29 protein-coding genes are annotated in these 25,456 nt (G+C 59.7%); 18 read left to right on the forward strand and 11 right to left on the reverse strand.

Annotation, left to right across the window (positions count from 1 at the left end):
* Nucleotides 1-544 precede the first annotated feature (544 nt).
* Nucleotides 545-754, forward strand: a complete 210-nt coding sequence (locus ACOI7D_RS13045) for a DUF1471 domain-containing protein (RefSeq protein WP_002916131.1) — start codon at nucleotides 545-547, stop codon at nucleotides 752-754.
* A gap of 95 nt (nucleotides 755-849) precedes the next feature.
* Here ACOI7D_RS13045 and ACOI7D_RS13050 read toward each other — a convergent pair whose 3' ends face one another.
* Nucleotides 850-1,746, reverse strand: coding sequence for an EamA family transporter (locus tag ACOI7D_RS13050; protein WP_023290933.1), 897 nt, complete (start codon nucleotides 1,744-1,746; stop codon nucleotides 850-852).
* Nucleotides 1,747-1,827: 81 nt separating this feature from the next.
* On the opposite strand from ACOI7D_RS13050, the gene ACOI7D_RS13055 reads away from it, so the two are divergent.
* Nucleotides 1,828-2,334, forward strand: a complete 507-nt coding sequence (locus ACOI7D_RS13055; RefSeq protein WP_004205381.1) for a MarR family winged helix-turn-helix transcriptional regulator — start codon at nucleotides 1,828-1,830, stop codon at nucleotides 2,332-2,334.
* On the opposite strand, the gene ACOI7D_RS13060 is transcribed toward ACOI7D_RS13055, so the two are convergent.
* Nucleotides 2,331-3,287 carry a nickel/cobalt transporter gene (locus tag ACOI7D_RS13060; protein ID WP_044524643.1) on the reverse strand — a complete coding sequence of 319 codons (957 nt, stop codon included), beginning with the start codon at nucleotides 3,285-3,287 and terminating at the stop codon, nucleotides 2,331-2,333. The genes ACOI7D_RS13055 and ACOI7D_RS13060 overlap by 4 nt on opposite strands.
* A 399-nt stretch (nucleotides 3,288-3,686) precedes the next feature.
* On the opposite strand from ACOI7D_RS13060, the gene ACOI7D_RS13065 reads away from it, so the two are divergent.
* The gene (locus ACOI7D_RS13065; RefSeq protein ID WP_023290936.1) at nucleotides 3,687-3,932 is read left to right on the forward strand and encodes a hypothetical protein; all 246 of its coding nucleotides are present in this window, start codon (nucleotides 3,687-3,689) and stop codon (nucleotides 3,930-3,932) included.
* A gap of 348 nt (nucleotides 3,933-4,280) precedes the next feature.
* Here the strand turns inward: ACOI7D_RS13065 and ACOI7D_RS13070 are convergent, their stop codons facing one another.
* Complete coding sequence (locus ACOI7D_RS13070) at nucleotides 4,281-4,541, reverse strand: hypothetical protein (RefSeq protein ID WP_032428979.1); 261 nt, start codon at nucleotides 4,539-4,541, stop codon at nucleotides 4,281-4,283.
* A gap of 168 nt (nucleotides 4,542-4,709) precedes the next feature.
* Here ACOI7D_RS13070 and fimB point away from each other — a divergent pair, with 168 nt between their 5' ends.
* The 9 genes from fimB to ACOI7D_RS13115 all read left to right on the forward strand — a co-directional run bounded on the left by fimB (nucleotide 4,710) and on the right by ACOI7D_RS13115 (nucleotide 13,434).
* Nucleotides 4,710-5,315 carry a type 1 fimbria switch DNA invertase FimB gene (fimB, locus tag ACOI7D_RS13075; RefSeq protein WP_023290937.1) on the forward strand — a complete coding sequence of 202 codons (606 nt, stop codon included), beginning with the start codon at nucleotides 4,710-4,712 and terminating at the stop codon, nucleotides 5,313-5,315.
* Nucleotides 5,316-5,767: 452 nt separating this feature from the next.
* A complete protein-coding gene (gene fimE, locus ACOI7D_RS13080) occupies nucleotides 5,768-6,376 on the forward strand; it encodes a type 1 fimbria switch DNA invertase FimE (RefSeq protein ID WP_032454002.1) in 609 nt (202 codons plus the stop codon).
* Nucleotides 6,377-6,855: 479 nt separating this feature from the next.
* Nucleotides 6,856-7,404: a type 1 fimbrial major subunit FimA gene (gene fimA, locus ACOI7D_RS13085; RefSeq protein ID WP_004205364.1), complete on the forward strand. Its 549-nt coding sequence runs from the start codon at nucleotides 6,856-6,858 to the stop codon at nucleotides 7,402-7,404.
* A gap of 71 nt (nucleotides 7,405-7,475) precedes the next feature.
* Complete coding sequence (locus ACOI7D_RS13090; RefSeq protein ID WP_012967260.1) at nucleotides 7,476-8,012, forward strand: fimbrial protein; 537 nt, start codon at nucleotides 7,476-7,478, stop codon at nucleotides 8,010-8,012.
* Nucleotides 8,013-8,082: 70 nt separating this feature from the next.
* A complete protein-coding gene (locus ACOI7D_RS13095) occupies nucleotides 8,083-8,766 on the forward strand; it encodes a fimbria/pilus periplasmic chaperone (protein WP_371807673.1) in 684 nt (227 codons plus the stop codon).
* Nucleotides 8,767-8,847: 81 nt separating this feature from the next.
* Complete coding sequence (locus ACOI7D_RS13100; RefSeq protein WP_060590269.1) at nucleotides 8,848-11,460, forward strand: fimbrial biogenesis usher protein; 2,613 nt, start codon at nucleotides 8,848-8,850, stop codon at nucleotides 11,458-11,460.
* Between the two features lie 10 nt (nucleotides 11,461-11,470).
* Nucleotides 11,471-11,998 (forward strand): fimbrial protein, encoded by a 528-nt coding sequence (locus ACOI7D_RS13105; RefSeq protein ID WP_117140790.1) that lies wholly within the window; start codon nucleotides 11,471-11,473, stop codon nucleotides 11,996-11,998.
* 27 nt (nucleotides 11,999-12,025) lie between these two features.
* On the forward strand, nucleotides 12,026-12,511 hold the full coding sequence (locus ACOI7D_RS13110; protein WP_072199039.1) for a fimbrial protein: 486 nt from the start codon (nucleotides 12,026-12,028) through the stop codon (nucleotides 12,509-12,511).
* A 17-nt stretch (nucleotides 12,512-12,528) separates the two neighbouring features.
* Complete coding sequence (locus tag ACOI7D_RS13115; RefSeq protein ID WP_032429212.1) at nucleotides 12,529-13,434, forward strand: fimbrial protein; 906 nt, start codon at nucleotides 12,529-12,531, stop codon at nucleotides 13,432-13,434.
* Between the two features lie 266 nt (nucleotides 13,435-13,700).
* Here the strand turns inward: ACOI7D_RS13115 and ACOI7D_RS13120 are convergent, their stop codons facing one another.
* Together ACOI7D_RS13120 and yjdI are read right to left on the reverse strand one after the other, a co-directional pair.
* Entirely contained in the window at nucleotides 13,701-13,973 is a 273-nt protein-coding gene (locus tag ACOI7D_RS13120) for a GNAT family N-acetyltransferase (protein ID WP_002916201.1), read from the reverse strand.
* A gap of 11 nt (nucleotides 13,974-13,984) precedes the next feature.
* Nucleotides 13,985-14,215 carry a 4Fe-4S mono-cluster protein YjdI gene (gene yjdI / locus ACOI7D_RS13125; protein WP_004205354.1) on the reverse strand — a complete coding sequence of 77 codons (231 nt, stop codon included), beginning with the start codon at nucleotides 14,213-14,215 and terminating at the stop codon, nucleotides 13,985-13,987.
* 224 nt (nucleotides 14,216-14,439) lie between these two features.
* Here yjdI and ACOI7D_RS13130 point away from each other — a divergent pair, with 224 nt between their 5' ends.
* The 4 genes from ACOI7D_RS13130 to ACOI7D_RS13145 are packed head-to-tail and all read left to right on the forward strand — an operon-like array spanning nucleotide 14,440 to nucleotide 19,139.
* Nucleotides 14,440-14,712, forward strand: coding sequence for a YtcA family lipoprotein (locus tag ACOI7D_RS13130; protein ID WP_032454006.1), 273 nt, complete (start codon nucleotides 14,440-14,442; stop codon nucleotides 14,710-14,712).
* Between the two features lie 6 nt (nucleotides 14,713-14,718).
* Complete coding sequence (gene mdtN / locus ACOI7D_RS13135) at nucleotides 14,719-15,744, forward strand: multidrug transporter subunit MdtN (RefSeq protein WP_023290946.1); 1,026 nt, start codon at nucleotides 14,719-14,721, stop codon at nucleotides 15,742-15,744.
* A 12-nt stretch (nucleotides 15,745-15,756) separates the two neighbouring features.
* A complete protein-coding gene (gene mdtO, locus ACOI7D_RS13140; RefSeq protein WP_050533770.1) occupies nucleotides 15,757-17,694 on the forward strand; it encodes a multidrug efflux transporter permease subunit MdtO in 1,938 nt (645 codons plus the stop codon).
* Entirely contained in the window at nucleotides 17,691-19,139 is a 1,449-nt protein-coding gene (locus tag ACOI7D_RS13145; RefSeq protein WP_044524654.1) for an MdtP family multidrug efflux transporter outer membrane subunit, read from the forward strand. The genes mdtO and ACOI7D_RS13145 overlap by 4 nt, the downstream gene beginning before the upstream one ends.
* Before the next feature lie 240 nt (nucleotides 19,140-19,379).
* Here ACOI7D_RS13145 and ACOI7D_RS13150 read toward each other — a convergent pair whose 3' ends face one another.
* The 5 genes from ACOI7D_RS13150 to ACOI7D_RS13170 form a co-directional block, all read right to left on the reverse strand.
* Entirely contained in the window at nucleotides 19,380-19,679 is a 300-nt protein-coding gene (locus ACOI7D_RS13150) for a DUF1889 family protein (protein ID WP_004205347.1), read from the reverse strand.
* Between the two features lie 184 nt (nucleotides 19,680-19,863).
* Entirely contained in the window at nucleotides 19,864-21,417 is a 1,554-nt protein-coding gene (locus tag ACOI7D_RS13155) for a peptide MFS transporter (RefSeq protein WP_023290949.1), read from the reverse strand.
* Between the two features lie 473 nt (nucleotides 21,418-21,890).
* Entirely contained in the window at nucleotides 21,891-22,313 is a 423-nt protein-coding gene (arsC, locus tag ACOI7D_RS13160; RefSeq protein ID WP_049013767.1) for a glutaredoxin-dependent arsenate reductase, read from the reverse strand.
* Between the two features lie 9 nt (nucleotides 22,314-22,322).
* Nucleotides 22,323-23,615, reverse strand: coding sequence for an arsenic transporter (locus tag ACOI7D_RS13165; protein WP_109547584.1), 1,293 nt, complete (start codon nucleotides 23,613-23,615; stop codon nucleotides 22,323-22,325).
* A 51-nt stretch (nucleotides 23,616-23,666) separates the two neighbouring features.
* Nucleotides 23,667-23,996 (reverse strand): metalloregulator ArsR/SmtB family transcription factor, encoded by a 330-nt coding sequence (locus tag ACOI7D_RS13170; RefSeq protein WP_109546959.1) that lies wholly within the window; start codon nucleotides 23,994-23,996, stop codon nucleotides 23,667-23,669.
* A 216-nt stretch (nucleotides 23,997-24,212) separates the two neighbouring features.
* Here ACOI7D_RS13170 and ACOI7D_RS13175 point away from each other — a divergent pair, with 216 nt between their 5' ends.
* A complete protein-coding gene (locus tag ACOI7D_RS13175; RefSeq protein ID WP_109546958.1) occupies nucleotides 24,213-24,506 on the forward strand; it encodes a YciI family protein in 294 nt (97 codons plus the stop codon).
* Between the two features lie 18 nt (nucleotides 24,507-24,524).
* Entirely contained in the window at nucleotides 24,525-25,097 is a 573-nt protein-coding gene (locus ACOI7D_RS13180) for a DUF1349 domain-containing protein (protein ID WP_109546957.1), read from the forward strand.
* A gap of 3 nt (nucleotides 25,098-25,100) precedes the next feature.
* On the opposite strand, the gene ACOI7D_RS13185 is transcribed toward ACOI7D_RS13180, so the two are convergent.
* Entirely contained in the window at nucleotides 25,101-25,364 is a 264-nt protein-coding gene (locus ACOI7D_RS13185) for a hypothetical protein (RefSeq protein WP_109546956.1), read from the reverse strand.
* Nucleotides 25,365-25,456 lie beyond the last annotated feature (92 nt).

The following is a 25,456-nucleotide window of genomic DNA, read 5'->3' on the forward strand; positions in this document are numbered from 1 at the left end:
TAAGTTCGCTGGTGCTATCGGCGTCAAAGAATGCTATTTATTCGCCGACAAATATACATTTGTTCACGTTTCATTAAGTTATATAACATATACCTAATGGCTATTAATAAATAATTATTGATAGGTGAAAACGGGGTGGTGGTTGTTTACAGCACGGAAAGCCTGACGCCAGGGCGCGAGAGAAAGGGCCACCTCAGCATGCCGAAATGGCCGCCAGAGGGCTATTGCGAATCGTCCGAATCCGCCATGACGGCGGTTAAAAACCGCCCAAACAATTCACACAATGAATGGTAACCGCGTAAATGAGGCGCATTCCACACTCTGAGCACAGGCAGTCCGCGTGATATCCCCTGCAGAAATAAATCTCTAATGCGTTGTTTTTAAATCAAAAAATAGAGAAAGGTTCATTTCCCCATTATCAAACCGCCATAAAAATGTGATCTAAATCGCACTTTTTGCCACGCGCGTTATAGTTAGCAGACTTATTATAAGTCCATCGAAAGCAAACACGCTTTCCACCATAAAAGTTAAAAGGACAAACACCATGAAAAACGTAAAATTACTCGCCGCTGCCGGTATGCTCTCCCTGGTCTCTTTCGCTAGCTTCGCTCATCCGGTGAGCGTAACAGCAGATACCCTGGACAGCGCAGAAGCGAAAATCGCGACCATTGCGAAAGAACAAGGCGCTTCCTACCACATCACCGAAGCGTACACCGGCAACCAGGTCCATATGACCGCCGAGCTCTCTAAATAAGCGAATGGTTGCAGAGGGAGCTGCCGGACAGGCCGCCTGCGGGCGGCTGGTCTGGCTCCCGCCGCCTACCCCGCACACAGCAATGTCGAGCCCCGTTATGGGGCTTTTTTCGTTTTTGCCCCCGCCGCCTGGCGCGCCAGCGCGCGCTGAATAGACAATACGCTCGCCAGCACCACGATCAGCCCGACCAGCGCCATCCCCTGGATCGTTTGTCCAAGGAAAATCCACCCCAGCACCACGGCGGTCACCGGGCTCAGCAGGCTCATTGCCGACACCGCCACCGGCGAGAGGCGGCCAATCCCCCGGAACCACAGGCCATAGGCCAGCATGGCGCCCGCCACGCACAGCCACAGATAGCCGGCCGCCTGCAGCGCAGTCACCTGATGCAAAGGGGGGTCAACGATCAGCGCCACTGGCGCCAGCACCACCCCGCCGATCGCCAGCTGCCAGCCGGTTAACGCGACGATCGGCAGGGAGAGCGCCCAGCGGCGGGAGAGCCAGGTGCCCAGCGCCATACTGATCGCCCCGAGAAACGCCGCGCCGATGCCCAGCGGGTCGAGGACGGTGCGTGGCGACAGCAGCAGCATGGCCATACCGAGTATGCCGGCGAGGGCTGAGAATACCGCCAGCCAGGGCGAGCGCTGCCGGTCTACGCACCAGGCGAGAAGCATCACCAGCAGCGGCTGGATCGCGCCAATCACTGCCGCCAGCCCGCCGGGTAAGCGATAGGCGGCGATAAACAACAGCGCCTGAAACGCGCCGATATTTAAGATGCCGGTAACGATAAGCTTTAGCCATTCGCCGCGCTGCGGAAAGCGGCGGCTCCAGATCAGCAGGGCGATACCTGCCGGCAACACCCTCAGCAGTGCGGCAATAAACGGCCGGTCAGGGGGAAGAAACTGGGAGGTGACGATGTAGGTCGTCCCCCAGATAGCGGGCGCCAGCGCCGTGAGCAGCAGGTCGAGCATCAGACTACGCGAGAGAAAAGCCATGATTTTATCTTCACTTCAAGTTAAATTGGTGCCTCAAGTATGTACCCGCAATTATCTTGATATCAAGACAAGTGAGCACTCATGGACAAATCACCGCCGATCGACGCCGTTGATCGGATTCTCGCCCAGTGGCAACGGGAGCGACCGGACCTCGACTGCAGCCCAATGGGGCCGATTGGCCGTCTGAAACGGTGCGCCATGCTGCTGGAGCCGCAGGTGGAAGTGGCTTTTACGCGCCACGAACTGGTGCGCTGGGAGTTTGACATGCTGGCGACGCTGCGCCGCGCCGGGGCGCCGTTCATTCTTTCGCCGACCCAGCTCTTCTCCACGCTGATGATCACCTCCGGCACCATGACTCATCGCCTGAAGGCGCTGGAAAAACGCGGGTTTATTACCCGCCTGCCCAATCCGGAAGACGCCCGCAGTATGCTGGTCGCCCTGACGCCCGCCGGACGTGAGCGCATCGATGAGGCGGTGGAGACCCATGTCGATAATGAACGGCAGCTGCTGGCGGGGCTCAGCGATGGCGAGCGCCAGCAGCTGGATCAGGCGCTGCGGGTATTGATGCGCCTGCTGGAAAGCCGTTAACAGCCCGCGGCGATAAAGTCGCCGTTAGCGCTGATCGGCACCACGGTGAAAAACAACCCGGCGGCAAAGAGGATCAGCGCCAGCCCGCCGAGGATCTTCACCAGCGGCACCAGCCAGGGCCGCGGACGGCTGGTCGCCGTCAGCCGGTTGACGGTACGGTGACGGGCATAGTGCACCGCCAGCGACAGACCGAGGATCGAGAGCGCGGTGCCCAGCGCCATGGTCATCACCGCGGCGATGCCCCAGCTGACGATCCCCAGCGCGTTGGCGAACAGCAGGATCATAATCGCTCCGCTGCAGGGCCGGGCGCCGATAGCCAGCACCACGCCCAGACGTGTCTTCCAGTCGGCGCCCTGCAGGTCCTGCCCCACGCCGTGGTGCCCGCAGCCGCACGCGGCATCATGCTGATGCGCCGGCCTCAGGGCGCGTATCCTTGTTTTACCCGGCCGCAGGCTTTGCAGCGCGCGACAGATAACGTAAACCCCAAAGGCGGCGATGGTCAGGGCGCTGATCTTCTCGACGTACCAGCGGCTGGCGCTGAGATCGCCGGCGGCCAGATTCAGCCCCACAGCGAGAATATAGACAAACAGGATGGCGCTCACGCCCTGCAGCAGGCTGCCGAGAAAAGGCACCACCCGCGCCGCGGTCAGGCTCTCCTGGTTGGTGCTCAGGTAAGTGGTGACGATAAACTTACCGTGGCCCGGTCCGATAGCATGCAGCACGCCGTAAAGAAATGCGCCCACCAGCAGCCAGACGCCGCCGCTGTACTGATGGTTGTTCAGCAGCAAAAGGTACATCACCAGATAGCGATGCAGGGTAATTTGCGTGGCGAGGCACCACTGGAGAAAGTCGCTCCAGTGGCTGTGCAAGGTGACGCCGGCGGCCAGCAGAAGAAGGCCGCCGCTCCCGGCGACCAGCAGGCGCCAGTCGCGCTGCGCAATCGGAATCATCATCGTTATGCCATGGTGAAAAGAGATGAACCACCGGACGACAATCTCATGCCCGGCGAACAATAGTGCCTGTTTTCAAGGATGGATGATTTGTCGGCGTTTTTCTCGTCAATGCTCGAGGTCACAAGGCTCCGCATTATCAGCATCAGCGGGCTCCTGTACCTACCCTCTGCCCTATCTTTGCACAAAGCACTTTACTCTCTTCAGCATACCACAGACGTTTGTTTTTAATGCTGGCACCCTGAATAACATATAAGAGCAGTCGTTACACGTCTAAAAACAGATAAAAATAAATCAGTTATCGCTATCCTGGCACTTTATGTACTTTATCATCCTGCGCATCAGGCACGAATATTCATTAACTGCTATTTATTTAATACATGCATTAACAGGACCACTTCGATGAAAAGATGTTTACTCGCCCTGGCGTGCGTCGCGCTGCTGACGCCCTCGCTTTCGGCGCAGGCGACCTGGCGCAGCGACCAGCGCCAGGACGCCCGCGATATCCGCCAGGATAGCCGCGAGCAGGGCCGTGAAACCAAGCAAGAGTGCGTCAGCAACAACAATCAAAGCAATGCCAGCTGCCGTCACGATAAGCGGGAAAACCGCCGCGAAGGTCGTCAGGAAGCCCGCGACGAAAAATGGTAAGTCAGCCTGCTCCGGCGAATGTCAGATCGAGGTCTTCTGCCACCGGAGCCTTTCACTCCGCCTGTGACGCCGGACCGTCGCGTCCAGCCCTGCCTGCTCTTTATTCTTAGCTTGCTGCAGAATATTACCCGCAACCGGTCCGCAGTCCATGGCTACTAATACCCACAGCCTGATATCACCGCTACCGCCGATTACCGCCCGCTGCTACCCCTGCACTATTAAGATTAAGCTCAACCCTTTAAATAATACGTAAAGTGCCCTTACAGAGACAATGGCTATTATCCCCAGGCTTTTTGCAGTATGGTTTAATCACTGTTGTAGTTTTGCAGTGAATGCTATCCAGACGGTTCAAGGTTGTATTCTGTCTGAGAAATTACTCATGCCATTCCCGTCGCTGAGATACGGGCGGCCGGCTGGCTGACGCCGTGCCGCCCCGACAGCCGGGAAATAAATCATGACGGCATTGATGGCCGCCTTGCCGTGGCCGGAAGCCAGTGCCTTCATCATCACGTGGGCATCATCAAGAGGATCAGGGATGTACAGGACGTGGAAACCTCCAGGAAAGATTCGCCAGTTCAACCAGCTAACCCTTTCTTTACCCTTCAGCATGCGGCGTCTTATCGCAGGGGATGGCGATAGCCCATGATACTGCGTGCACCCGTAGCAAATAAAAACGTTATCAGCACGCTGTTTAAAAATAAAAAGGCAGTCGCATTTAACAATGACCTGGCGCAGGCCTGGAAAGCGTAATATTTGCCTGCCATAAAAGGGAACACCATGACGAATAACGCCGATATTAAAAAAAGGAACTTCCTGACTCAGAATGAAATCGAGTCGCTACTTAAAGCCGCCGATAGCGGTCCCTACGCCGCACGTAATTATTGCCTGACGCTGCTGTGCTTCATCCATGGTCTGCGCGCCAGCGAGATCTGTCGCCTGCGAATATCCGATATCGACCTTGCTTCCCGCTGCGTTTATATCCATCGGCTAAAAAAGGGGTTCTCGACCACCCACCCTTTGCTGAATAAAGAGATCCACGCCCTAAAGCGCTGGCTGGCCATTCGCAACACCTGGCCGCAGGCCGCCAGCGAGTGGCTGTTTCTCTCCCGCAAAGGCAATCCCCTTTCCCGCCAGCAGTTCTATCAGATTATCGCCTCTTCTGGCGACCAGGCGGGATTGCCGCTGGAGATCCACCCGCACATGCTGCGTCACTCGTGTGGCTTTGCGTTGGCCAATATGGGTATCGATACCCGCCTGATCCAGGACTATCTCGGACACCGCAATATTCGCCATACCGTCTGGTATACCGCCAGCAACGCGGGACGCTTCTATGGTATCTGGGACAATACGCGCGACAAACAGCGCCTGTCGCTGCTTCAGTAAGCCTGACGCCACGGATGGCGTTGTACCGCTTTGCGGGGAAATTAAATATCAATAAATTAACCCTCGGTTAATTATGATTACTGTTCCCGCAAGTTCTTATTTAATCCTGCGGTCACCTCGTTCAATTAACCCTGCATAAATTCCGGTTTTGCCGTGACTATTTATTGTTGGCTAAAATCCATCCCGCTATTTTTAAAATCTATCGTTTGAAAAAAACCTTTTATTTTATGCACATGCTATGAAACCCGAGCAGATCTATTGTGGCCTTGCTTAAAATCTCTAAAATTAAGAATTATCGCCAGGCGATATTTTGACTGGCTGTAAATATAATATGCTATCTATGCGTGGTTAATCGCCTTCACCTTGTACCGTTCTCGCATTCCGGATCTTTTCCGTCATGGCGTATGGTTTCGCCATGACGACCCCTCACATCTTTTTCAGGAGCAACTATTGTGAACCGACGTCGTTTTCTTACCGCCAAAGAAGTTCAGGCTATGATGCAGGCCGCGCGTCAGGGCGCCACCGGCGAGCGGGACTACTGCCTCATCCTGCTCGCCTTTCGCCACGGGATGCGCATCAGCGAACTGCTGGATCTGCACTATCACGATCTGGATCTACGGGAAGGCCGGGTCAATGTGCGGCGGTTGAAGAACGGTTTTTCGACTATTCACCCGCTGCGCTTTGATGAACGTGAGGCTATTGAGCGCTGGAGTCAGGTCCGCGCCGGCTGGAAAGCGGCGGCCAAAACCGACGCGCTGTTTATCTCCCGTCGCGGTACCCCGCTCTCACGCCAGCAGGCATATCGTATTATTCGCGCCGCCGGGGAAAAGGCAGGTACCGTAACGCAGACCCACCCCCATATGCTGCGTCACGCCTGCGGCTACGAACTGGCGGAAAGAGGGACAGATACCCGTTTGATCCAGGATTATCTCGGTCATCGTAATATTCGACACACGGTGCGCTACACCGCCAGCAATGCGGCGCGTTTTGCCGGAATATGGGAAAGAAATAATCTTATTGGAGAAAACAATGCAGAAGCGGGAATTGATACAACCGATTGAATTTAATTAAAAAAATAAACCGTGAACAGGTCAATTGGGGCCAAACTGTTTATATCATAAAAATGTTTTGACATATTTTGCAACTCACCACGCCATATTTCTGCAAAAAAATTCATAATCATCTGATTTTAAATCATTTTTAAAACATCAATTACGCACTTTTCTCACCCTAACCTCCCGGGGCATCGACGCGCCTTCGCCAGCGGCATCGCTCTTCCTTTCGCACTCCGCCAACAACCACAGATTAAATATCCATATAAACAACATTTATCAGAACTTAACACCATAAAACAGGCGTAATTAAACGGAAATCAGATCGTTTATCTCAACGAGTCAAAATGGCCCCAATTGTCTCATCGGTTGGGCGAAAACTGTGCAGAGCCGGCAGCCGGACCACTCGGCTGAAATCTGAAATGCCTGGAAGGCACAACGGCTGCCAATCCGGTTCGTTATTTCGACATCGTTCAAAGGAAAACAGTATGAAAATCAAAACACTGGCAATGATTGTTGTGTCAGCCCTGTCTCTGAGCTCCGCGGCGGCCCTGGCCGATACCACCACGGTTAACGGCGGGACCGTCCATTTTAAAGGGGAAGTCGTTAACGCGGCCTGTGCGGTGGATGCCGGCTCTATCGATCAAACCGTCCAGTTGGGCCAGGTGCGTTCCGCGAAGCTGGCCACGGCGGGGAGCACCAGTTCGTCCGTCGGTTTCAACATTCAGCTGGATGATTGCGACACCACGGTAGCAACCAAAGCGTCCGTCGCCTTCGCCGGTACGGCTATCGACAGCAGCAATACCACCGTTCTGGCGCTGCAAAACTCTGCCGCCGGCAGCGCGACCAACGTCGGCGTGCAGATCCTCGACAACACCGGCACGCCGCTGGCGCTGGACGGCGCCACCTTCAGCGCAGCCACCACCCTGAATGACGGCACCAACATCATTCCGTTCCAGGCGCGTTACTACGCCACTGGCGCCGCGACCGCCGGTATCGCGAACGCGGACGCCACCTTCAAAGTGCAGTACGAGTAAGGCAACCATCAGGCAAGGAAGCCATCCGGGCCAGGAGGGCCCGCGCTTAATTTTGCAACCGGGGTGAAACGATGCAGGGAATGAAATCGGGTCTGCTACTGCTGCTGCCTCCGCTGGCGCTGGCCGGTAATCAGTGGAACGTCACGCTGCCGGGAGGGAGCATGCGCTTTCAGGGCCTGATCATGGCCAGTTCCTGCCGCGTTGAAGCCGGCGATCGGCAGATGACGGTCAATCTGGGACAGATCAGCAGTAACCGATTTCACGACGTGGGCGAAGACAGCAACCCGATCCCTTTCGCGATTCATTTACAGGATTGCAGTACGGCGGTCAGCCAGCATGTCGGGGTGGCATTTCACGGCGTGGCTGACGGCAAAAACCCCGATGTGCTGTCGGTGGGCGAAGGCCCGGGGATCGCCAGCGGGATCGGCATTGCGCTGTTCGACAGTCAGGGCCAGCAGCTGCCCCTCAATCGTCCGCCGGATCGCTGGGTGCCGCTCTACCGCGGACCGACGACGCTAAATTTCGTCGCCAAATATCGGGCGACCGGACGCCAGGTCACCGGCGGGGCGGCCAACGCCCAGGCCTGGTTCTCATTAACCTATCAGTAATCAACCCGCAGACCAGCAGGACAACACCGTGAGCAGGCAAGGAGATAATGTGAGAAAAACGGCAACGACGATACGCGGCATACTGACGGGATGTGCGCTTTTCGCCGCCGGCGCGTTGAGCGCCAGCGCGCACGCGGGCGTCGCGCTGGGCGCGACCCGGGTCATCTACCCGGCAGGTCAGAAACAGGTCCAGCTGGCGGTCACCAATAACGACGACAACAGCACCTGGCTTATTCAGTCATGGGTGGAAAATGCCGATGGGCAGCGAGACGGCCGGTTTGTTATCACTCCCCCCCTGTTTGCCATGCAGGGCAAAAAAGAGAACACCCTGCGCATTATCGACGCGACCAATAACCAGCTGCCGCAGGATCGGGAAAGCCTGTTCTGGATGAACGTGAAGGCCATTCCTTCAATGGATAAATCGAAGCTCAGCGACAACACCCTCCAGCTGGCGATTATCAGCCGCATCAAGCTCTACTACCGACCGGCAAAACTGGCCCTGCCCCCGGATCAGGCGCCGGACAAGCTGACCTTTAGCCGCAACGGATCGTCGCTAACGCTGACTAATCCCACCCCCTATTACCTGACGGTGACCGAACTGAACGCCGGAACGCGCATTCTGGAAAACGCCCTGGTGCCGCCGATGGGCAAAACCAGCGTCAAGCTGCCCGCGGATGCCGGCGGCACCATCACCTATCGCACCATTAACGATTACGGCGCGCTGACGCCGAAAATGAATGGCGTACTGCGTTAACTCTGGTGTGCCCCGCCGCGCGGGCCACGCTGCGCATGACCAGAAGCACTGACTGCCGGGCAACGTCGGACCGGAGGGATTATGTCACATCGAAAATATGGACTGGACCATGGGGGTCGCCCAAGCGCCCGGCGCCTGATTACGCCGGCGCTGACGCTGTGGCTCTGCTCGCAGCCGTTTGCCGCGCAGGCGGACCTCTATTTTAACCCCCGCTTTTTAGCTGACGATCCGGCGGCGGTGGCAGACCTGTCGGGATTTGAAAAAGGCCAGGAGGTCCCGCCGGGCACCTATCGCGTCGATATTTACCTCAATAACGGCTATATGACTACCCGGGACGTTACTTTCCAGGCCGACGCGCAGGGCCATGGCCTGTCGCCCTGCCTGACCCGCGGCCAGCTGGCGAGCATGGGGGTGGATACCGGACGGGTGACGGGCATGGCGGCCCTGGACAGTAAGGCCTGCGTGCCGCTAACGACGCTCATCAGCGAAGCCACCACCCGCTTCGATGTCGGCCAGCAGCGCCTGTATCTCACCGTACCCCAGGCGTTTATGGGCAGCCACGCCCGCGGCTATATTCCGCCGGAGCTATGGGATAACGGCATCACCGCCGGGCTGATTAACTATAACTTCACCGGCAATAACGTTCATAACGCCACCGGGGGGAACAGCCGTTACGCCTATCTGAATCTGCAGAGCGGGCTGAACCTCGGCGCCTGGCGCCTGCGCGATAACAGCACCTGGAGTTACAGCAGCGGCGGCAGCGCCTCATCCAATGAGAACCGCTGGCAGCACGTCAACAGCTGGCTTGAGCGGGACATCATTCCCCTGCGGTCGCGGCTTACCCTCGGGGATAGCTATACCAACGGCGATGTCTTCGACGGGATCAACTTCCGCGGCGCGCAGCTGGCCTCCGATGACAATATGCTGCCGGACAGCCAGAAAGGCTTCGCGCCGGTGATCCACGGGATCGCCCGCGGCACCGCGCAGGTGTCAGTCAAACAAAACGGCTACGAAATCTACCAGAGCACGGTGCCGCCGGGGCCGTTTACCATCGACGATCTCTACGCCGCGGGCAACGGCGGCGATCTGCAGGTCACCATTAAAGAAGCGGATGGCACCCGCCAGGTCTTCAGCGTGCCCTGGTCAACGGTGCCGGTGCTGCAGCGCGAAGGCCATACCCGCTTCGCCCTCTCCGCCGGGGAGTACCGCAGCGGCAACAGCCAGCAGGAAACGCCCGATTTTTTCCAGAGTACGGCCATGCATGGCCTGCCGGCCGGCTGGACCCTGTACGGCGGCGCCCAGCTGGCGGACCGCTATCGCGCCTTTAACCTCGGGGTGGGGAAAAACATGGGCTATTTCGGCGCCTTGTCGCTGGATATCACCCAGGCCAACGCCACCCTGCCTGACGACAGCGAGCATCAGGGACAGTCGGTGCGCTTTCTCTATAACAAGTCACTGGATGAGACCGGCACCAACCTGCAGCTGGTGGGCTACCGCTACTCCACCCGCGGCTACTATAACTTTGCCGATACCACCTACCGCCGGATGAGCGGCTACAGCGTGGAAACTCAGGACGGGGTTATCCAGGTGAAACCCAAATTTACCGACTACTACAATCTGGCTTACAGCAAACGCGGCAAGGTGCAGCTGAGCGTGACCCAACAGCTGGGGCGCACCGCCACCCTCTATCTGAGCGGCAGCCACCAGACTTACTGGGGCACCGACGATGCCGATGAGCAACTGCAGGCCGGCCTCAACGCCGCCGTAGACGATATCAACTGGTCGCTAAGCTACAGCCTGACGAAAAACGCCTGGCAGCAGGGACGCGATCAGATGCTGGCGGTTAACGTCAATATCCCCTTCAGCCACTGGCTGCGCTCCGATAGCCGTTCGGTCTGGCGGCACGCCAGCGCCAGCTACAGCCTGTCGCACGATCTCAATGGCCGCATGACCAATCTGGCGGGCCTGTACGGCACCCTGCTGGATGACAACAACCTCAGCTATAGCGTGCAAACCGGCTATGCCGGCGGCGGCAACGGCGACAACGGGAGCACCGGCTATACCGCGCTCAACTACCGCGGCGGCTACGGCAACGCCAACGTCGGCTACAGCCGCAGCGATGGCTTTAAACAGCTCTACTACGGGGTCAGCGGCGGCGTGCTGGCGCACGCCAACGGCATCACCTTGAGCCAGCCGCTGAACGATACCGTGGTGCTGGTGAAAGCCCCCGGCGCCGGCGGCGTGAAGGTGGAAAACCAGACCGGGGTACGCACCGACTGGCGCGGATATGCCGTCCTGCCGTATGCCACCGAGTATCGCGAAAACCGGGTCGCGCTGGACACCAATACCCTGGCGGACAATGTCGACCTTGATGATGCGGTGGTCAGCGTGGTGCCTACCCATGGGGCGATCGTCCGCGCCAGCTTTAACGCCCAGGTGGGGATGAAGATCCTGATGACGCTGACCCATCGCGGCAAACCGGTGCCGTTTGGCGCCCTCGCCACCAGCGACAGCAACCAGAGCGGCAGCATCGTCGCGGATAACGGTCAGGTCTACCTCAGCGGGATGCCGCTGGCGGGTAAGGTGCGGGTGAAATGGGGCGATGGCCCCGACGCCCAGTGTGTGGCCGATTATCGTCTGCCGCCGGAGAGCCGGCAGCAGGCGCTCAGCCAGCTGTCCGTCGCGTGTCGCTAAGGAGATGATGATGAGAACACCGCAGTATCTGCTGGGCACCCTGCTCACGCTGGCCGCGCCGCTGGCCTTCGCTGCCGACAGCACGATCGCCATCAGCGGCTATGTGCGCGACAACGCCTGCGCGGTGGCCGGAGAGTCGAAGGAGTTCACCGTCGATTTGCAGGACAACGCCGCGAAGCAGTTTTACGCCGTCGGGGCAACGACCCCGCCGGTGCCGTTCCGTATCGTGCTGTCGCCCTGCGGCACTTCCGTCACCGCGGTGAAGGTCGGCTTCACCGGCGTGGCGGACAGCGTCAATACCAGCCTGTTAAAACTCGACGCCGGCGCCTCGGCGGCGGCGGGAATGGGGGTGGAGATTCTCGACCAGCAGCAGTCCCGGCTGCCCGTCAATGCCCCGTCGTCAGCCATCGCCTGGACCACGCTGACGCCGGGCCAGACCAACATCCTGAACTTTTACGCCCGTCTGATGGCCACCCAGGTGCCCGTCACCGCCGGGCATGTCAATGCGACAGCGACATTCACCCTGGAATTTCAGTAAGCGGAGGCTGCAATGAAATGGACCCACGTGGGCTGGCTGCTGGCCGGCCTGTTAACCGCGAGCCCTTCCCTGCGGGCGGCCGATGTCACCCTCACCGTCAACGGGAAGGTGGTGGCCAGACCCTGCACGGTCTCCACCGTCAATGCCACCGTCGAGCTGGGCGATCTTTACACCTTCAGCCTGATCGGCGCGGGCTCGGCATCGGCCTGGCACAGCGTGGCGCTGGATCTCAGCAACTGCCCCGTCGGTACCTCACGGGTGAAGGCCACCTTCAGCGGGACCGCGGACAGCACCGGCTATTACAAAAACCAGGGGACGGCAGGCAATATTCAGCTCGAACTGCAGAGCGAGGACGGCGCCACGCTGAACAACGGCAGCAGCCAGTCGGTACAGGTGGATGAGGCCAGCCAGTCCGCCCGCTTCCCGCTGCAGGTCAGGGCCCTGTCGGTCAACGGCGGCGCCACGCAAGGCACCATTCAGGCGGTGATTAACGTCACCTATACCTACGCCTGAGCCAGGAGAGCATCATGATGAAAAAAATTATCCCTCTGTTCACCACCCTGTTGCTGCTGGGCTGGTCGATAAACGCCTGGTCCTTCGCCTGCAAAACGGCCACCGGCGCGACGATCCCCATCGGCGGCGGCTCAGCCAACGTCTACGTTAACCTGACCCCGGCGGTCAACGTCGGGCAAAACCTGGTGGTCGACCTCTCCACGCAGATTTTTTGCCATAACGACTATCCGGAAACGATCACTGACTACGTGACCCTGCAGCGCGGATCCGCCTATGGCGGCGTGCTGTCGAGTTTCTCTGGCACCGTGAAATATAACGGCACCTCTTACCCCTTCCCGACCACCACGGAAACGGCGCGGGTGATTTACGATTCACGGACCGATAAGCCCTGGCCCGCCGTCCTGTATCTGACGCCGGTCAGCACCGCCGGCGGGGTGGCGATCGCCGCAGGATCGTTAATCGCGGTGCTGATCCTGCATCAGACCAACAACTACAATAGCGACTCCTTCCAGTTCATCTGGAACATCTACGCCAATAACGACGTGGTGGTCCCCACCGGCGGCTGCGATGTCTCTGCCCGCGATGTCACCGTTACTCTCCCCGACTACCCGGGCTCCATGGCCGTGCCGCTCACCGTGCACTGCGCGCAGAGCCAGCAGCTGGGGTATTACCTCTCCGGCGCCACCGCGGACAGCGCCCACGCGATCTTCACGAACACCGCCTCCGCCTCGCCGGCGCAGGGGATAGGCGTCCAGCTTACCCGCAACGGCAGCGCCGTGCCGGCGAACAGCACGGTCTCGCTGGGCACCGTCGGAACCTCGCCGGTCAATCTCGGCCTGACGGCGACCTACGCCCGGACCACAGGCCAGGTCACCGCCGGTAATGTGCAGTCGATCATCGGCATTACCTTTGTCTATCAATGATGACCGATGACATCCTCTCTTCCTGCTCGCTGGCCGCCCGGGGGTTGAACCAGCGGATGCTGAACGCGGCGAAGCGGCTGGGGGGGTAAAAAGCGGGTGAAATATCACCCGCATATGGCCCCTCGCTTTCCGCACAGGTAGCCGCCTAGTTCATCAGCAAACTCACGGTCGGCGTTTGAACAGGCATGGGGGGAAGCGATGAGTGACTAATGGCGCGGATGCGCTGGCGAGTGAAAAGCGCACCGGTTTACACCGGTGCCGGTACGTCAGGCGCGAATATCGTCGTATTCGCGGGTGTTATCGAATTCATGTTTGGCAAACGGGCAGAGTGGAATAATCTTCCGCTGCTCCTGGCGCATTTTTTCCACCACCTTCGCCACCAGCTGTTTCCCCACGCCCTGGCCTTTCAGGCTGGGATCGACATCGGTATGTTCGATAATGCTGAGGTGTTCGCCGGTGGGAACAAAAACAATCTCCGCGACCTGGTTACCCTGCGCGTCGTTAACATAAAATTTGTTGTGCCCTTCCAGTATTTCCATCTTCTCCTCGCTTATTTATGACGATATTGCAGGGCGCCGCTCGGGCAGGTATCTATAACCTTCACCACCGTCGCGACATCCACTTCATCCGGGATGATCCACGGCTTACGCTTGAGATTGAACAGCTTCGCGCTGCCGCGCACGCAGTTCCCGGAATGCTGACAGATCGCCGTATTAAAGTAGACGTCGATTTTCTCCCCGGTGTAGGCCCGGTAGCCGGCTTCCAGTAATTCCTTATCCATGACATTGCCTCGGTCTTGTTTTATGACTTTCAGGCTAAGCATAGTCCTCCCCGTGACGGCTGACTATGCGCAAGTCGGTAATGGGCGTCAGGAGAGGGATTTGGCGCATCCTCCCGCTCTTCCGGCGCGCACGGATCCCGCAGTCAACGTACGGTTGACTTTCATTCCCGCAACGAGGCGATTACACTCATGACACACTGGTAAGAGCACTCAGGGATGTTCCATTGAATCATATTGCCACCATAGCCCGCCCGGCGCGGCTACTGCTCGTCTTGCCGCTCACCGGCTGCTCACTCTCACCAGCGATCCCGGTATTGGGCGCCGCGTTCCCCGGCTGGTTTTTCTGCTTGTTGGGCGGCGCGTTTTTACTCATCCCCTGCCATATCCTGATTACCCGTAACGGCTGGCAGCCGCGCTTTTCTCCCCTGGTCTTCAGCTATGTCGCGCTGATGTTCCTGTTCGCCACGCTGCTGTGGTTTCTGTTTTTTGTTCACTGATCGCTTATGACTACTTCCCGCACTCCCCTGTTACGCAAGAAATGGCCTCTGCTGGCGCTGGTCCTCGCCGCCATCCTGGCGCTGATCCTGGTTATCTGGCAGTTGCAAACGTCGCCGGAGACCAATGACGCCTATGTCTATGCCGATACCATCGATGTGGTGCCCGAGGTCAGCGGACGCATCGTGGAGATGCCCATCCGCGATAACCAGCGGGTGAAAAAAGGCGATCTGCTGTTCCGCATCGACCCCCGTCCCTATCAGGCGATGCTCGATGACGCGAAAGCCCGGCTGACGACCCTCGACGCGCAGATTATGCTGACCCAGCGCACCATCAAAGCGCAGGAGTATAACGCCCAGTCGGTAGCGGCCGCCGTCGAGCGCGCCAGAGCGCTGGTCAAGCAGACCACCTCCACGCGCATCCGCCTTGAACCGCTGGTGCCGCAGGGGTTTGCCTCGCAGGAAGATCTCGATCAGGCGCGCACCGCCGAGAAAGCGGCGCGGGCGGAGCTGGAAGCCACGCTGCTGCAGGCCAGACAGGCCTCGGCGGCCGTGACCGGCGTGGATGCCATGGTGGCGCAACGCGCCGGGATCCTGGCGCAAATCGCCCTCGCCGAACTGCATCTGGAATTTACCGAAGTGCGCGCGCCGTTCAACGGCGTGGTAGTGGCGCTGAAAACCACCGTCGGCCAGTACGCCTCGGCGCTGAAGCCGGTATTCACCCTGCTGGATGACGACCGCTGGTATGTGATCGCGAACTTCCGCGAGACCGATCTGAACAACGTGCGCCCCGGCGTGGCGGCGCGGATCACCGTGATGACCAACCACAACCGGACCTTTAACGGGGTGGTGGATTCGGTCGGCTCCGGGGTCCTGCCCGAAGGCGGGAGCGTCATCGAAGGCCTGCCGCTGATCCAGAAAAGCATTAACTGGGTCCACGTCTCGCAGCGCTTCCCGGTGAAAATCGCCGTCAGCGATCCCGATCCGGCTTTGTTCCGCATGGGCGCCTCGGCCAGCGCCGTGCTGCAGCCGTAGCCGGGCGACGCGATGTTTCCTCTCGCCCATTTTTTACGCCAGGAACTGCGCGACGCGCCGGGACGCGCCAGCTACACGCTGCGCCTGACGCTGAGCTGTGCGGTGCTCATCACCCTGTTCATGACCCTGCAGCTCCCCTTCCTGGCCGTCGCGCTGATCGTCGTGTTCTACGTCAGCCAGCCTAACGTGTTGATGATTAAGTTAGTCAGCGTGGTCTTTTTTGTCACCGTCAGCGTGGCGCTCGGCGGCGTGCTGCTGATCATCAAGTGGACCTATGACTACCCGCTGATCCGCCTGGCGGCCTCCGTGGCGCTCTTTTTCTGCGCCATCTATCTGATGCGGGTGCTGGGCAAGCTGGGACTGGCCTTTTTCGTGGTGGCGCTGGCGGTGATTTACGCCCAAACCTTCCCGTCGATGACCAGCCAGAGCGAGATCCTGGTGCGGCTGCTGCTCTGGCTGTGGGTGGCGATTAACACCGCGATCCTTGTCACCCTGCTGGTCAACGCCTGTTTTCAGCAGGCCTTTCCCGGCAACCAGTTTAAGGCGCGTCTGGCGGAGATGCTGCAGTCGGTCGCCAGCCGGCTGGCGACCCCGGGCGGAGAAACGCCACCGACCTTCGGCGAGACCGCCGCGCAGTTCAACCAGCTGCAGTCGCTGTTCGCCCAGGCCTGCCGGGCGACGCCGGAGATCGCCGCCGATCCGCAGGCCTGGCGCTCGCGGCTGGCCGCCACCCTGCGCTGCTACCAGCTGGCGGCGCTGCTGCAAGCGGACGAGGCCGATAGCGGAGATCGCCTGCTGCTGTCGCAGGCGGTACTGCAGCTGAAGAGCGCCCTTAGCGAGGGGCCGTTTGACGGCGCCATTCCCCCCCTGGCGCTCAGCGGCCGCGGCGCCAATCGCGCCGTTCTGCAGGAGATGGCTGCCCTTCTGCAGCAGCTGGCCCAGGGTGAGCCGGTGGCCCTGCCGCAGGGCGAGGTGGAAAAACCGCCTCTGCTGGCGCCGGACGCCTGGCGCAACCCGGCGTATCTCCATTTTGCGCTCAAGACCCTGCTGGCGACGCTAATCTGCTATGTCTTCTATACCGCTGCCGACTGGCAGGGGCTGCACACCATTATGCTGAGCTGCGTGATCGTCGCCCAGCCCGGGCTGGGCGCCACGATGCAGAAGACGTGGCTGCGCATCGGCGGCGCGCTGCTCGCCACTCTGCTGGCGCTGCTGTTAATCGTCTTTGTCCAGCCCTGGACCGACTCGCTGTCGGGGCTGCTGGCGATGTCCCTGCCGGTGCTGGCGCTGGCGGCCTGGATTGCCGCCGGCTCGGAGCGTATCGCCTACGCCGGGATCCAGATTGGTTTCACTTTTGCTCTGGCCTTCCTCAGCTGGTTTGGTCCGCTGACAAACCTCACCGAGCTGCGGGACCGGGTGCTGGGCATTCTGCTCGGGGTGCTGGTCTCCTCCATTGTCCATTTGTATCTCTGGCCGGACAGCGAAGCGCCGCAGCTGAAATCGCGCCTCGCCGGACTCTATCGCCGGCTGGCGGACTGCCTCGCCGCCCCGCACGATGCGGTGCCGCTGGCCCCTCTGTTTGTCGCCTTCACCGACAGCGAAGCGCTGATCCATCGGGTTCGCGCCGAACCGCTGGGTACGTATGCCCACCCCTGGCCCCAGGCGAAAGACTGGCCGATGCGCGCCACCCTCGCCCGGGCGGAGGAGATCGCCCGCCTTAGCGAAGGGTACCGGCTCAACGCCGCGCCGGGAGACCCGACCCTGACCCGCTGCGCCGAACAGCTGCGGCGCTACGCCGAACGTATCGAACAGGAGGCGACAGCGCCTGCCGAGCAGCTGGCCGCCGACCTGACTAACCCCTTTGGCCCGGCGCTGGCCGCCGCGCTGGCCGCCCTGCCCGACTGGGGCCCGACACCGATAGCGACTGAGCAACAGGCTAAAACGTCATGATGATCCTTCCTTTCTCCGCGCGGCTGCGCGGCACTCTCCTTACCCTGACGCTGACGCTGCTCAGCGGCTGCGCGCTGATCCAGGACGAGCCAGCCCAGGTCGCCATCGTCAATCCGCAGCAGGCCCAGCTGGCGCAGGTGATCCACCTGGCGAATAGCGACTGGCCGGCAGCCCGCTGGTGGGAGGCCTATGAGGATCCTCAGCTCAATATGCTGATCAACCGGGCGCTGCAGAACTCGCCGACCATGCAGGCCGCCCGGCTGCGCATCTCTCAGTCGCAGTCCACGGTGGAACTCGCCCAGTCGGCGATGGGCCTGCAGGCCACCGCCGTCGCGGCGCAAAACCGCCTGCGGATCACCGACAAATCCTTTAGCTGGCCCTACTCCTACTCCCTGCCGGTGGATAAGAACGGTCCCTGGTATACGCTGAACACCGTTGGCGTCGGGGCGCAGCTGAATATCGATCTCTGGGGAGCCGATCGCGCCCGGGTTGCCGCCGCCATTGGCGAGAAAAACGCCCGGCTGGCGGAGACCGCCGGCATTGAGCTCGACATCGCCAGCAGCGTGGCGCAGCTCTATTTCGCCATGCAGGCGACGTTCCAGAAAATCGCGCTGCTGCAGGACCTGGAAGGCATTGCCCAGTTCTCAGTGGCGGCCCACGAGCATCGGACCCAACGCGGCGTGGAAGACAGCGTCGATGTGGCCAACGCCCAGGCCGAGCAGCTCGCCGCCCGCCAGCAGATCATCAGCGCCGAGGGGACGCTGACCCAGTATCGTGAAACCCTGCGGGCGCTGATCGGCGCCGATGCGCAGAGCATGCCGGCGATCCATCCGGTGGCGCTGCCTGCGCTCCAGGAGACGCTGCCGCCGTCGCTCTCTTTCGAGCTGCTGGCCCGCCGCCCGGACCTGCAGGCGCTGCGCGGGTATGTGACCGCCTCCCTGAGCCAGGTCGACGCGGCGAAGGCGGCGTTTTATCCCCATTTTGATATCAAAGCGTTCTGGGGCTATAACGCCCTGAGCGTCGGGGATCTGTTTAAGTCCTCTTTCCAGCAGATCAACCTGCTGCCTGGGCTCTATCTGCCGATCTTCGACGGCGGTCGTCTGAACGCCAATCTGCAGTCGGTGCGCACCGCCAGCAATATTCTGATCAAACAGTACAACCAGGCGGTGTTGGACGCGGTTCGCGATGTCGCCATCAGCTCCAGCCAGCTTAACGACCTGAATCAGCAGCGCGCGCTGCAGCAGCTGAAGGTCACCGCGGCGCAGACCACCACCGACAGCGCTCGCGCCCATTATCAGCGCGGCCTGCTCAGCCGCTACGCCGCCGAAGAGGCCCGGCGGGCGGTCCTTGCCCAGCAGCTGTTGCTGCTGGATATTGAGGCCCAGCGGTTGAGCACCGACATTACCCTGATCAAAGCCCTGGGCGGCGGCTACCGCGGCCAGTAACAAAAATGCCTTCCCCGGTGGGGACCGTCTTCAGGGATTGCCCGGCGGCGCTGCGCTTGCGCGGGACTACGGCCAACCGCATAACGGGTTGATATTGCCGTCTTTCGTAGGCCGGGTAAGGCGAAAGCCGCCACCCGGCAGAAATGCGGGCACAATAATGAAACAGGTTTGTCATCAGCCAGAATGCCTTCCCCGGTGGGGAAGGCATTAAACAGAAGATGCGGGGTTAATGCGCGGTGATTACACCAGGGCGCGGAGCTCTTCCCGCATGTAGGTGGAAAAGAATTCCGGATGCTTAATCACCAGCCGTTCGCCGGCGGCGACCCGTTCAGCCCACTCCGCCACTTTGTCGGTAAACCCGGCGCTCCAGCCTTGCTGCTGACCGCGCTCAGCGACGTCGGCCGGGCTGGCTGGCACGCCCAGCTCTTTCAAATATTTGAGAATTCCCTTCGCGGTACTTTCATCCATAGACTGTGGTACTGGCTCAGACGTATTCATACCACCAATGAAATCCAATGCTTTATCAATGACTGCTGGCATAGGTGTGTCCTTATATTAACCACATAGTAAACCTGACTACACTATGGACCGGAAAGCGACGTGATTTCAAAGAACACGCTCACGTTATGGGACATCGCGCATTCAGAAAAGGGGATTTTGCACTGCAGGGGCGGGGGTTGGACAAAAAACAAGCCGGTCCCGCGGGACCGGCCTGGGGATCGCGTCAGGCGTTGCTGACGGATTTTTGCGCGCCGCTGGACTGACTGTTCTCCAGCATCCGGCGGACCGGGACAATCAGCACGGCCAGCACGGCGGCGCAGATCAGCAGCGCGATGGAGCAGCGGGCGAAGAGGTCCGGCAGCAGCGACAGCTGATCGGCCTTCACGTGACCGCCAATCAGGCCCGCCGCCAGGTTACCCAGCGCGCTGGCGCAGAACCACAGCCCCATCATCTGGCCGCGCATTCTCTCCGGCGCCAGCAGGGTCATGGTCGCCAGGCCAATCGGGCTCAGGCACAGTTCGCCGAGCGTCAGCATCAGGATGCTGCCCACTAGCCACAGCGGCGACACACCGGCCCCGCCGTTGTTCAGGACGTTCTGCGCCGCCAGCATCATCAGGCCAAAGCCCGCCGCCGCGCACAGGATGCCAATGACGAATTTGGTCATGCTGCCCGGACGAACGTTTTTACGCGCCAGCGCTGGCCACGCCCAGCTGAATACCGGGGCGAGGAGAATGATAAATAAGGCGTTAATCGACTGGAACCAGACCGCGGGGATCTCAAAATCGCCGATCATCCGGTTGGTATAGTCGTTAGCAAACAGGTTGAATGAGGTCGGTTTCTGTTCAAATGCCGACCAGAAAAAGGCCGCCGAGACCAGCAAAATAAAGCACACCAGCAGGCGCGCCCGCTCTTTACGGTTCAGGCCGGCGAAGACGAACAGCCAGATGAAATAGAGCGCTACGGAAGCGGCAATCACATAGACCAGCACGCTGGCCACCGCCACCGGGTTAATCACGATCGTGCCCAGGCTAATGAGCGTGACCAGCACAGCCACTCCCAGCGCCAGCGCCAGCAGCCACGCCCCAACGCCATTCTTTTTCGCCACCGGGCTGTTCCAGGTGGAGTCGAGGCCGACCTCTGCGTCATAGCGCTTCATCGACGGCACGGCAAAGACACGGAAAATGATCAGCGCCACCAGCATCCCGATCCCCCCGATGCCGAAGCCCCAGTGCCAGCCATGGGATTTAATCAGCCAGCCGGAGATCAAAGGCGCGATAAACGAGCCGATGTTGATCCCCATGTAGAACAGCGAGAAACCGCCGTCGCGGCGCGCGTCGCCTTTTTTATACAGAGTGCCGACCATCACCGAGATACAGGTTTTAAACAACCCGGAACCGAGGACGATAAACATCAGACCGATAAAGAACAGGTCGTTGCCCAGCCATGCCGACAGGGCGATCGACAGGTGCCCGAGGGCGATCAGAATCGAGCCGTACCAGACGGCGCGCTGCTGGCCAAGCCAGTTATCCGCCAGCCAGCCGCCCGGCAGTGCGGCCAGATACATACTGCCGGCAAAAATCCCGACGATCGCCGAGGCGTTCTCCCGCGCCAACCCCATTCCGCCGTCGTAAACCGTCGCCGCCATAAACAGGATCAGTAAGGGGCGGATGCCGTAAAACGAGAAGCGCTCCCACATTTCGGTGAAGAACAGGGAGCCCAGCGGATAAGGATGGCCGAAAAAGGTACGGCTTTCGTTTTTATTAACAGAGGAATGCATAAATTCTCCAGATAAGGTGCGCCGCAGCGCAAGTTAACCGTATAAAGCGGGCTGACGATTTATAATTTGTTTGTCTTAACATCAGGAACGAGCATTTTTAACCATTTGATAACCATGCAGTGGTTTTGTCCAGCCCCTTACCTTCCCTTTTTAGATGAAAAGTCGACAAACATCTAGTTTTATAGATTTAATGTTCGCAAAAGCGCAAACGGCGTTGACATTATGCCATTGTAAAGAATACATAATTTTATTTATTAAAAACAGTAAGTTGATTGAGTAACAAAGGACAAAAACCATCGGTGCAGGCAGGGCATATAACGACAGGAAAAGTAAGGGAAACGGGCCTGAGGAGGCAGAAATAGCGCTAAGGGAGAATATTGTTCAGCCATCCAGGTGTTTCACACCCGGAGAGCCTCCCGCGAGGCAGGATGCACATGGCTTGCCGGCTGCTACAGCCGGCGCCATTTTGCGCGCTATTTCACACGCTGCCCCGCCCGATCAATGACGCGCTCACCGTCTTCCTTCACGAAGGCGCCTTTTTGCGGCGCCGTCAGGATCTCCAGCACCACCTCTGACGGGCGGCAGAGCCGGGTGCCCCGCGGCGTCACCACGATCGGACGGTTGATCAGGATCGGATGTTGGAGCATAAAGTCGATTAACTGGTCATCTGTAAACCGGTCTTCCGCCAGGCCCAGCGCATCGTAGGGTTCGACGTTTTGCCGCAGCAGCGCCCGCACCGGGATCGCCATCGCGGCGATCAGCTGGCGTAGTTCATCACGCGACGGCGGCGTCTCCAGATAATAGATAATGGTGGGCTCAGCGCCGCTGTTGCGGATCAGCGCCAGGGTATTACGCGAGGTGCCGCATTCAGGGTTATGGTAAATGGTGATGCTCATAGCACGTTCTCATGGCTGATTGAAGGAGAGACGCAGCGCCAGCGCGGCCAGCGTTACCAGCAGCACCGGCAGGGTCATGATGATGCCGCAGCGGAAATAATACCCCCAACCGATGGTGATGTGCTTCTGCGTCAGCACATGCAGCCAGAGCAGCGTGGCCAGGCTACCAATCGGCGTGATTTTGGGCCCCAGATCGCAGCCGATGACGTTGGCATATATCATGGCCTCTTTGATCGTCCCTGTTGCCGCGCTGCCATCAATCGACAAGGCGCCGACCAGCACGCTGGGCATATTATTCATGATCGAAGAGAGGAAGGCCGACAGGATACCGGTGCCCAGCGTCGCGGCCCAGAGCCCGCGCTCCGCCAGCATGTTCAGCACCGTGGTCAGATAATCCGTTAATCCGGCGTTTCGCAGACCATACACCACCAGATACATCCCCAGCGAGAAGATCACAATCTGCCATGGGGCGCCGCGCAGCACCTTGCCGGTGTTAATCACTCGCCCGCGCTTCGCGACAGCAAACAGGATCCCCGCTCCCGGCGCCGCGATGGCGCTGACCGGGATCCCCAGCGGGTCAAGAACGAAAAAGCCGACCAGCAACAGCAGCAGCACGCCCCAGCCGGTACGGAACGTCGCCGGATCTTTTATCGCCGTGGCCGGCGCTTTCAGTAACGCCATATCCCAGGCGGGTGGGATATCCTTGCGAAAGAACAGGTGCAGCATCGCCAGGGTGGAGAGGATTGCCGCGAGATCGACCGGCACCATCACCGAAGCGTACTCCCTGAAGCCAATGGCAAAGAAATCTGCCGACACGATATTCACTAAATTCGACACCACCAGCGGCAGGCTGGCGGTATCGGCAATAGACCCGGCTGCCATGACAAAGGCCAGCATCGTTCCCTTACTGAACCCCAGCGCCCGCAGCATGGCAATCACGATGGGCGTGAGGATCAGCGCCGCGCCGTCGTTGGCAAACAGCGCCGCCACCGCCGCGCCGAGCAGGATAATCCAGGTAAACAGCAGACGACCCCGCCCTCTTCCCCAGCGGGAAACGTGTAGCGCGGCCCATTCAAAAAAGCCGGACTCGTCGAGCAGCAGGCTGATAATGATCACGGCGATAAACGTGGCGGTGGCATTCCAGACGATATGCCACACCACCGGGATATCGGCTATCTGTACGCCACCGGTGACCAGCGCCAGCGCCGCGCCAAAGGCCGCGCTCCAGCCGATCCCTAAACCCCGCGGCTGCCAGATCACCAGCACCAGGGTCAGGACAAAAATCGCACCTGCCAGCAACATCATTCCCTCACCAATCACATTCGAAAAATCATATATGTTAAGATAAATTTTTTACCGACAACCCGGCCCGTCAGTCAGTCTGCTGACCATCAGCCGCACCTCGTCCTGCTGACTTAGCCAGACCTGCTCAATCACCTGCGCCGCCCAGGCCGGCATCTGCGGAGAGAGGCGATAATGGACCCACTTACCCTGTTTTCGATCCAGCAGCAGCCCGCTCTCCCGCAGCATTGCCAGATGGCGGGAGATCTTGGGCTGGGACTGGGCGAGTGCCGTACAGAGATCGCACACGCACAGCTCTCCCCGCGCCTTGAGCAACAGCACGATCCCCAGCCGGGTTTCATCGGCGAGGTTTTTGAACAGTTGCAGGGGCAATAAAGACATGGTTTCTCCTCAAGCGTGACGGACAGCATACGGGACCACGAACAAAGATCAATACGCATTCGAAAAAACATATGTGTTTTCACAGCCGCGATAAATCTCCATACCGTTGCAACATGTGCCTCCTGCTCAATAGCACGCAAAAATGCCGCGTTTTCTTTTAACCATCATCGAAATGTGTCAGGCTGAAGATCCCATCGGATTGACAGGGTTTTCAGGATGAGTACGATTTATGTGGTTGTTTTAACGTATATAAAACCGCTCGAAGAGGTGGATGACGCCATTCCCGCCCACGTCGAATGGCTCAAAAAAGGCTATGCTGACGGCCTCTTTCTCACCTCCGGCCGCCGTATTCCCCGCACCGGCGGGGTGATTCTGGCGAAATGCGACAGCCGGGAAATTCTGGAATCGCGTCTGAGCCAGGATCCCTTCCAGCAGCTGGGTCTCGCCCATACGGAGATTATCCCCTTTGAGGCCAGCATGGCGTCCCCCGCGCTGCAGTCGCTGTTATAAGCCTGTCCCGGAGGAAACATGCAGCCGTCCTTTCACTGGATCAATGAACCTGCCGAGTGGCGCCGCGATGCCGACGGCCTGACGGTGGTCACCGATAAGCATACCGATTTCTGGCGTCATACCTGGTATGGCTTCGAGCGCTTCTCCGGCCATCTTTATGCCGCTGAGGTGGAGGGCGATTTTACCCTGCAGGCAAAAATCTGTGCGGATTTCACCACGCTTTACGACCAGGCCGGGCTGATGATAATGGCGGACGAGCAGACCTGGCTGAAGGCGGGGATTGAGTTTAATGACGATGCCCCGGCCATCGGCAGCGTGCTGACGCTAACCCACTCCGACTGGGCCACCGGGCTTTTCCCCGGCGACCCGCGCACCTTCTGGCTGCGGCTGACCCGCATGGGCGATGCGTTAAGGCTGCAGTATTCGACCGACGGCGAGCGCTGGCCGCTGCTGCGGCTCGGCTACTTTCCGCCAGGCCCGGTGAAAGCCGGCGTCATGTGCTGCTCACCGGAGCGCGGCGGACTGGCGGTTGCCTTTCTGGATATTCAGCTTTCCCCACCGCTGGACAAAGCGCTGCACGATCTGAGCTGAACGCTAGCGGGAAGACCCGACTTTCTCTGCATCCTGGGGGCCAGGATTGGAGGGTTCGCGGGTCCCGGGCAGATAAAATTGGCCATGCTTATCGGGATCGGTGCCGCCCGGGCACCCTGCCCGCCCCGAGGAGTTATCGCTACTGCCGCCGTCCGAACCGTTGCCGCCGTCGGCGCCCGATATTACCGACTGGCCGTGATGGCCATGCGCTGCAGTGGCTGAAAACGCCACCAGCGCGAACACACAGACCATTAAGCGTCTGCCCATTGCTGCCTCTCCCTTATTGAAATTCCCCGCCCATCGCGTTGACGATGGGATAAGCCGTTACACCGCGATAAAAAACCGCTTTATCCGCAGGG

The sequence above is a fragment of the Klebsiella sp. C360 genome, from assembly GCF_048822415.1.
Classification (GTDB): domain Bacteria; phylum Pseudomonadota; class Gammaproteobacteria; order Enterobacterales; family Enterobacteriaceae; genus Klebsiella; species Klebsiella quasipneumoniae.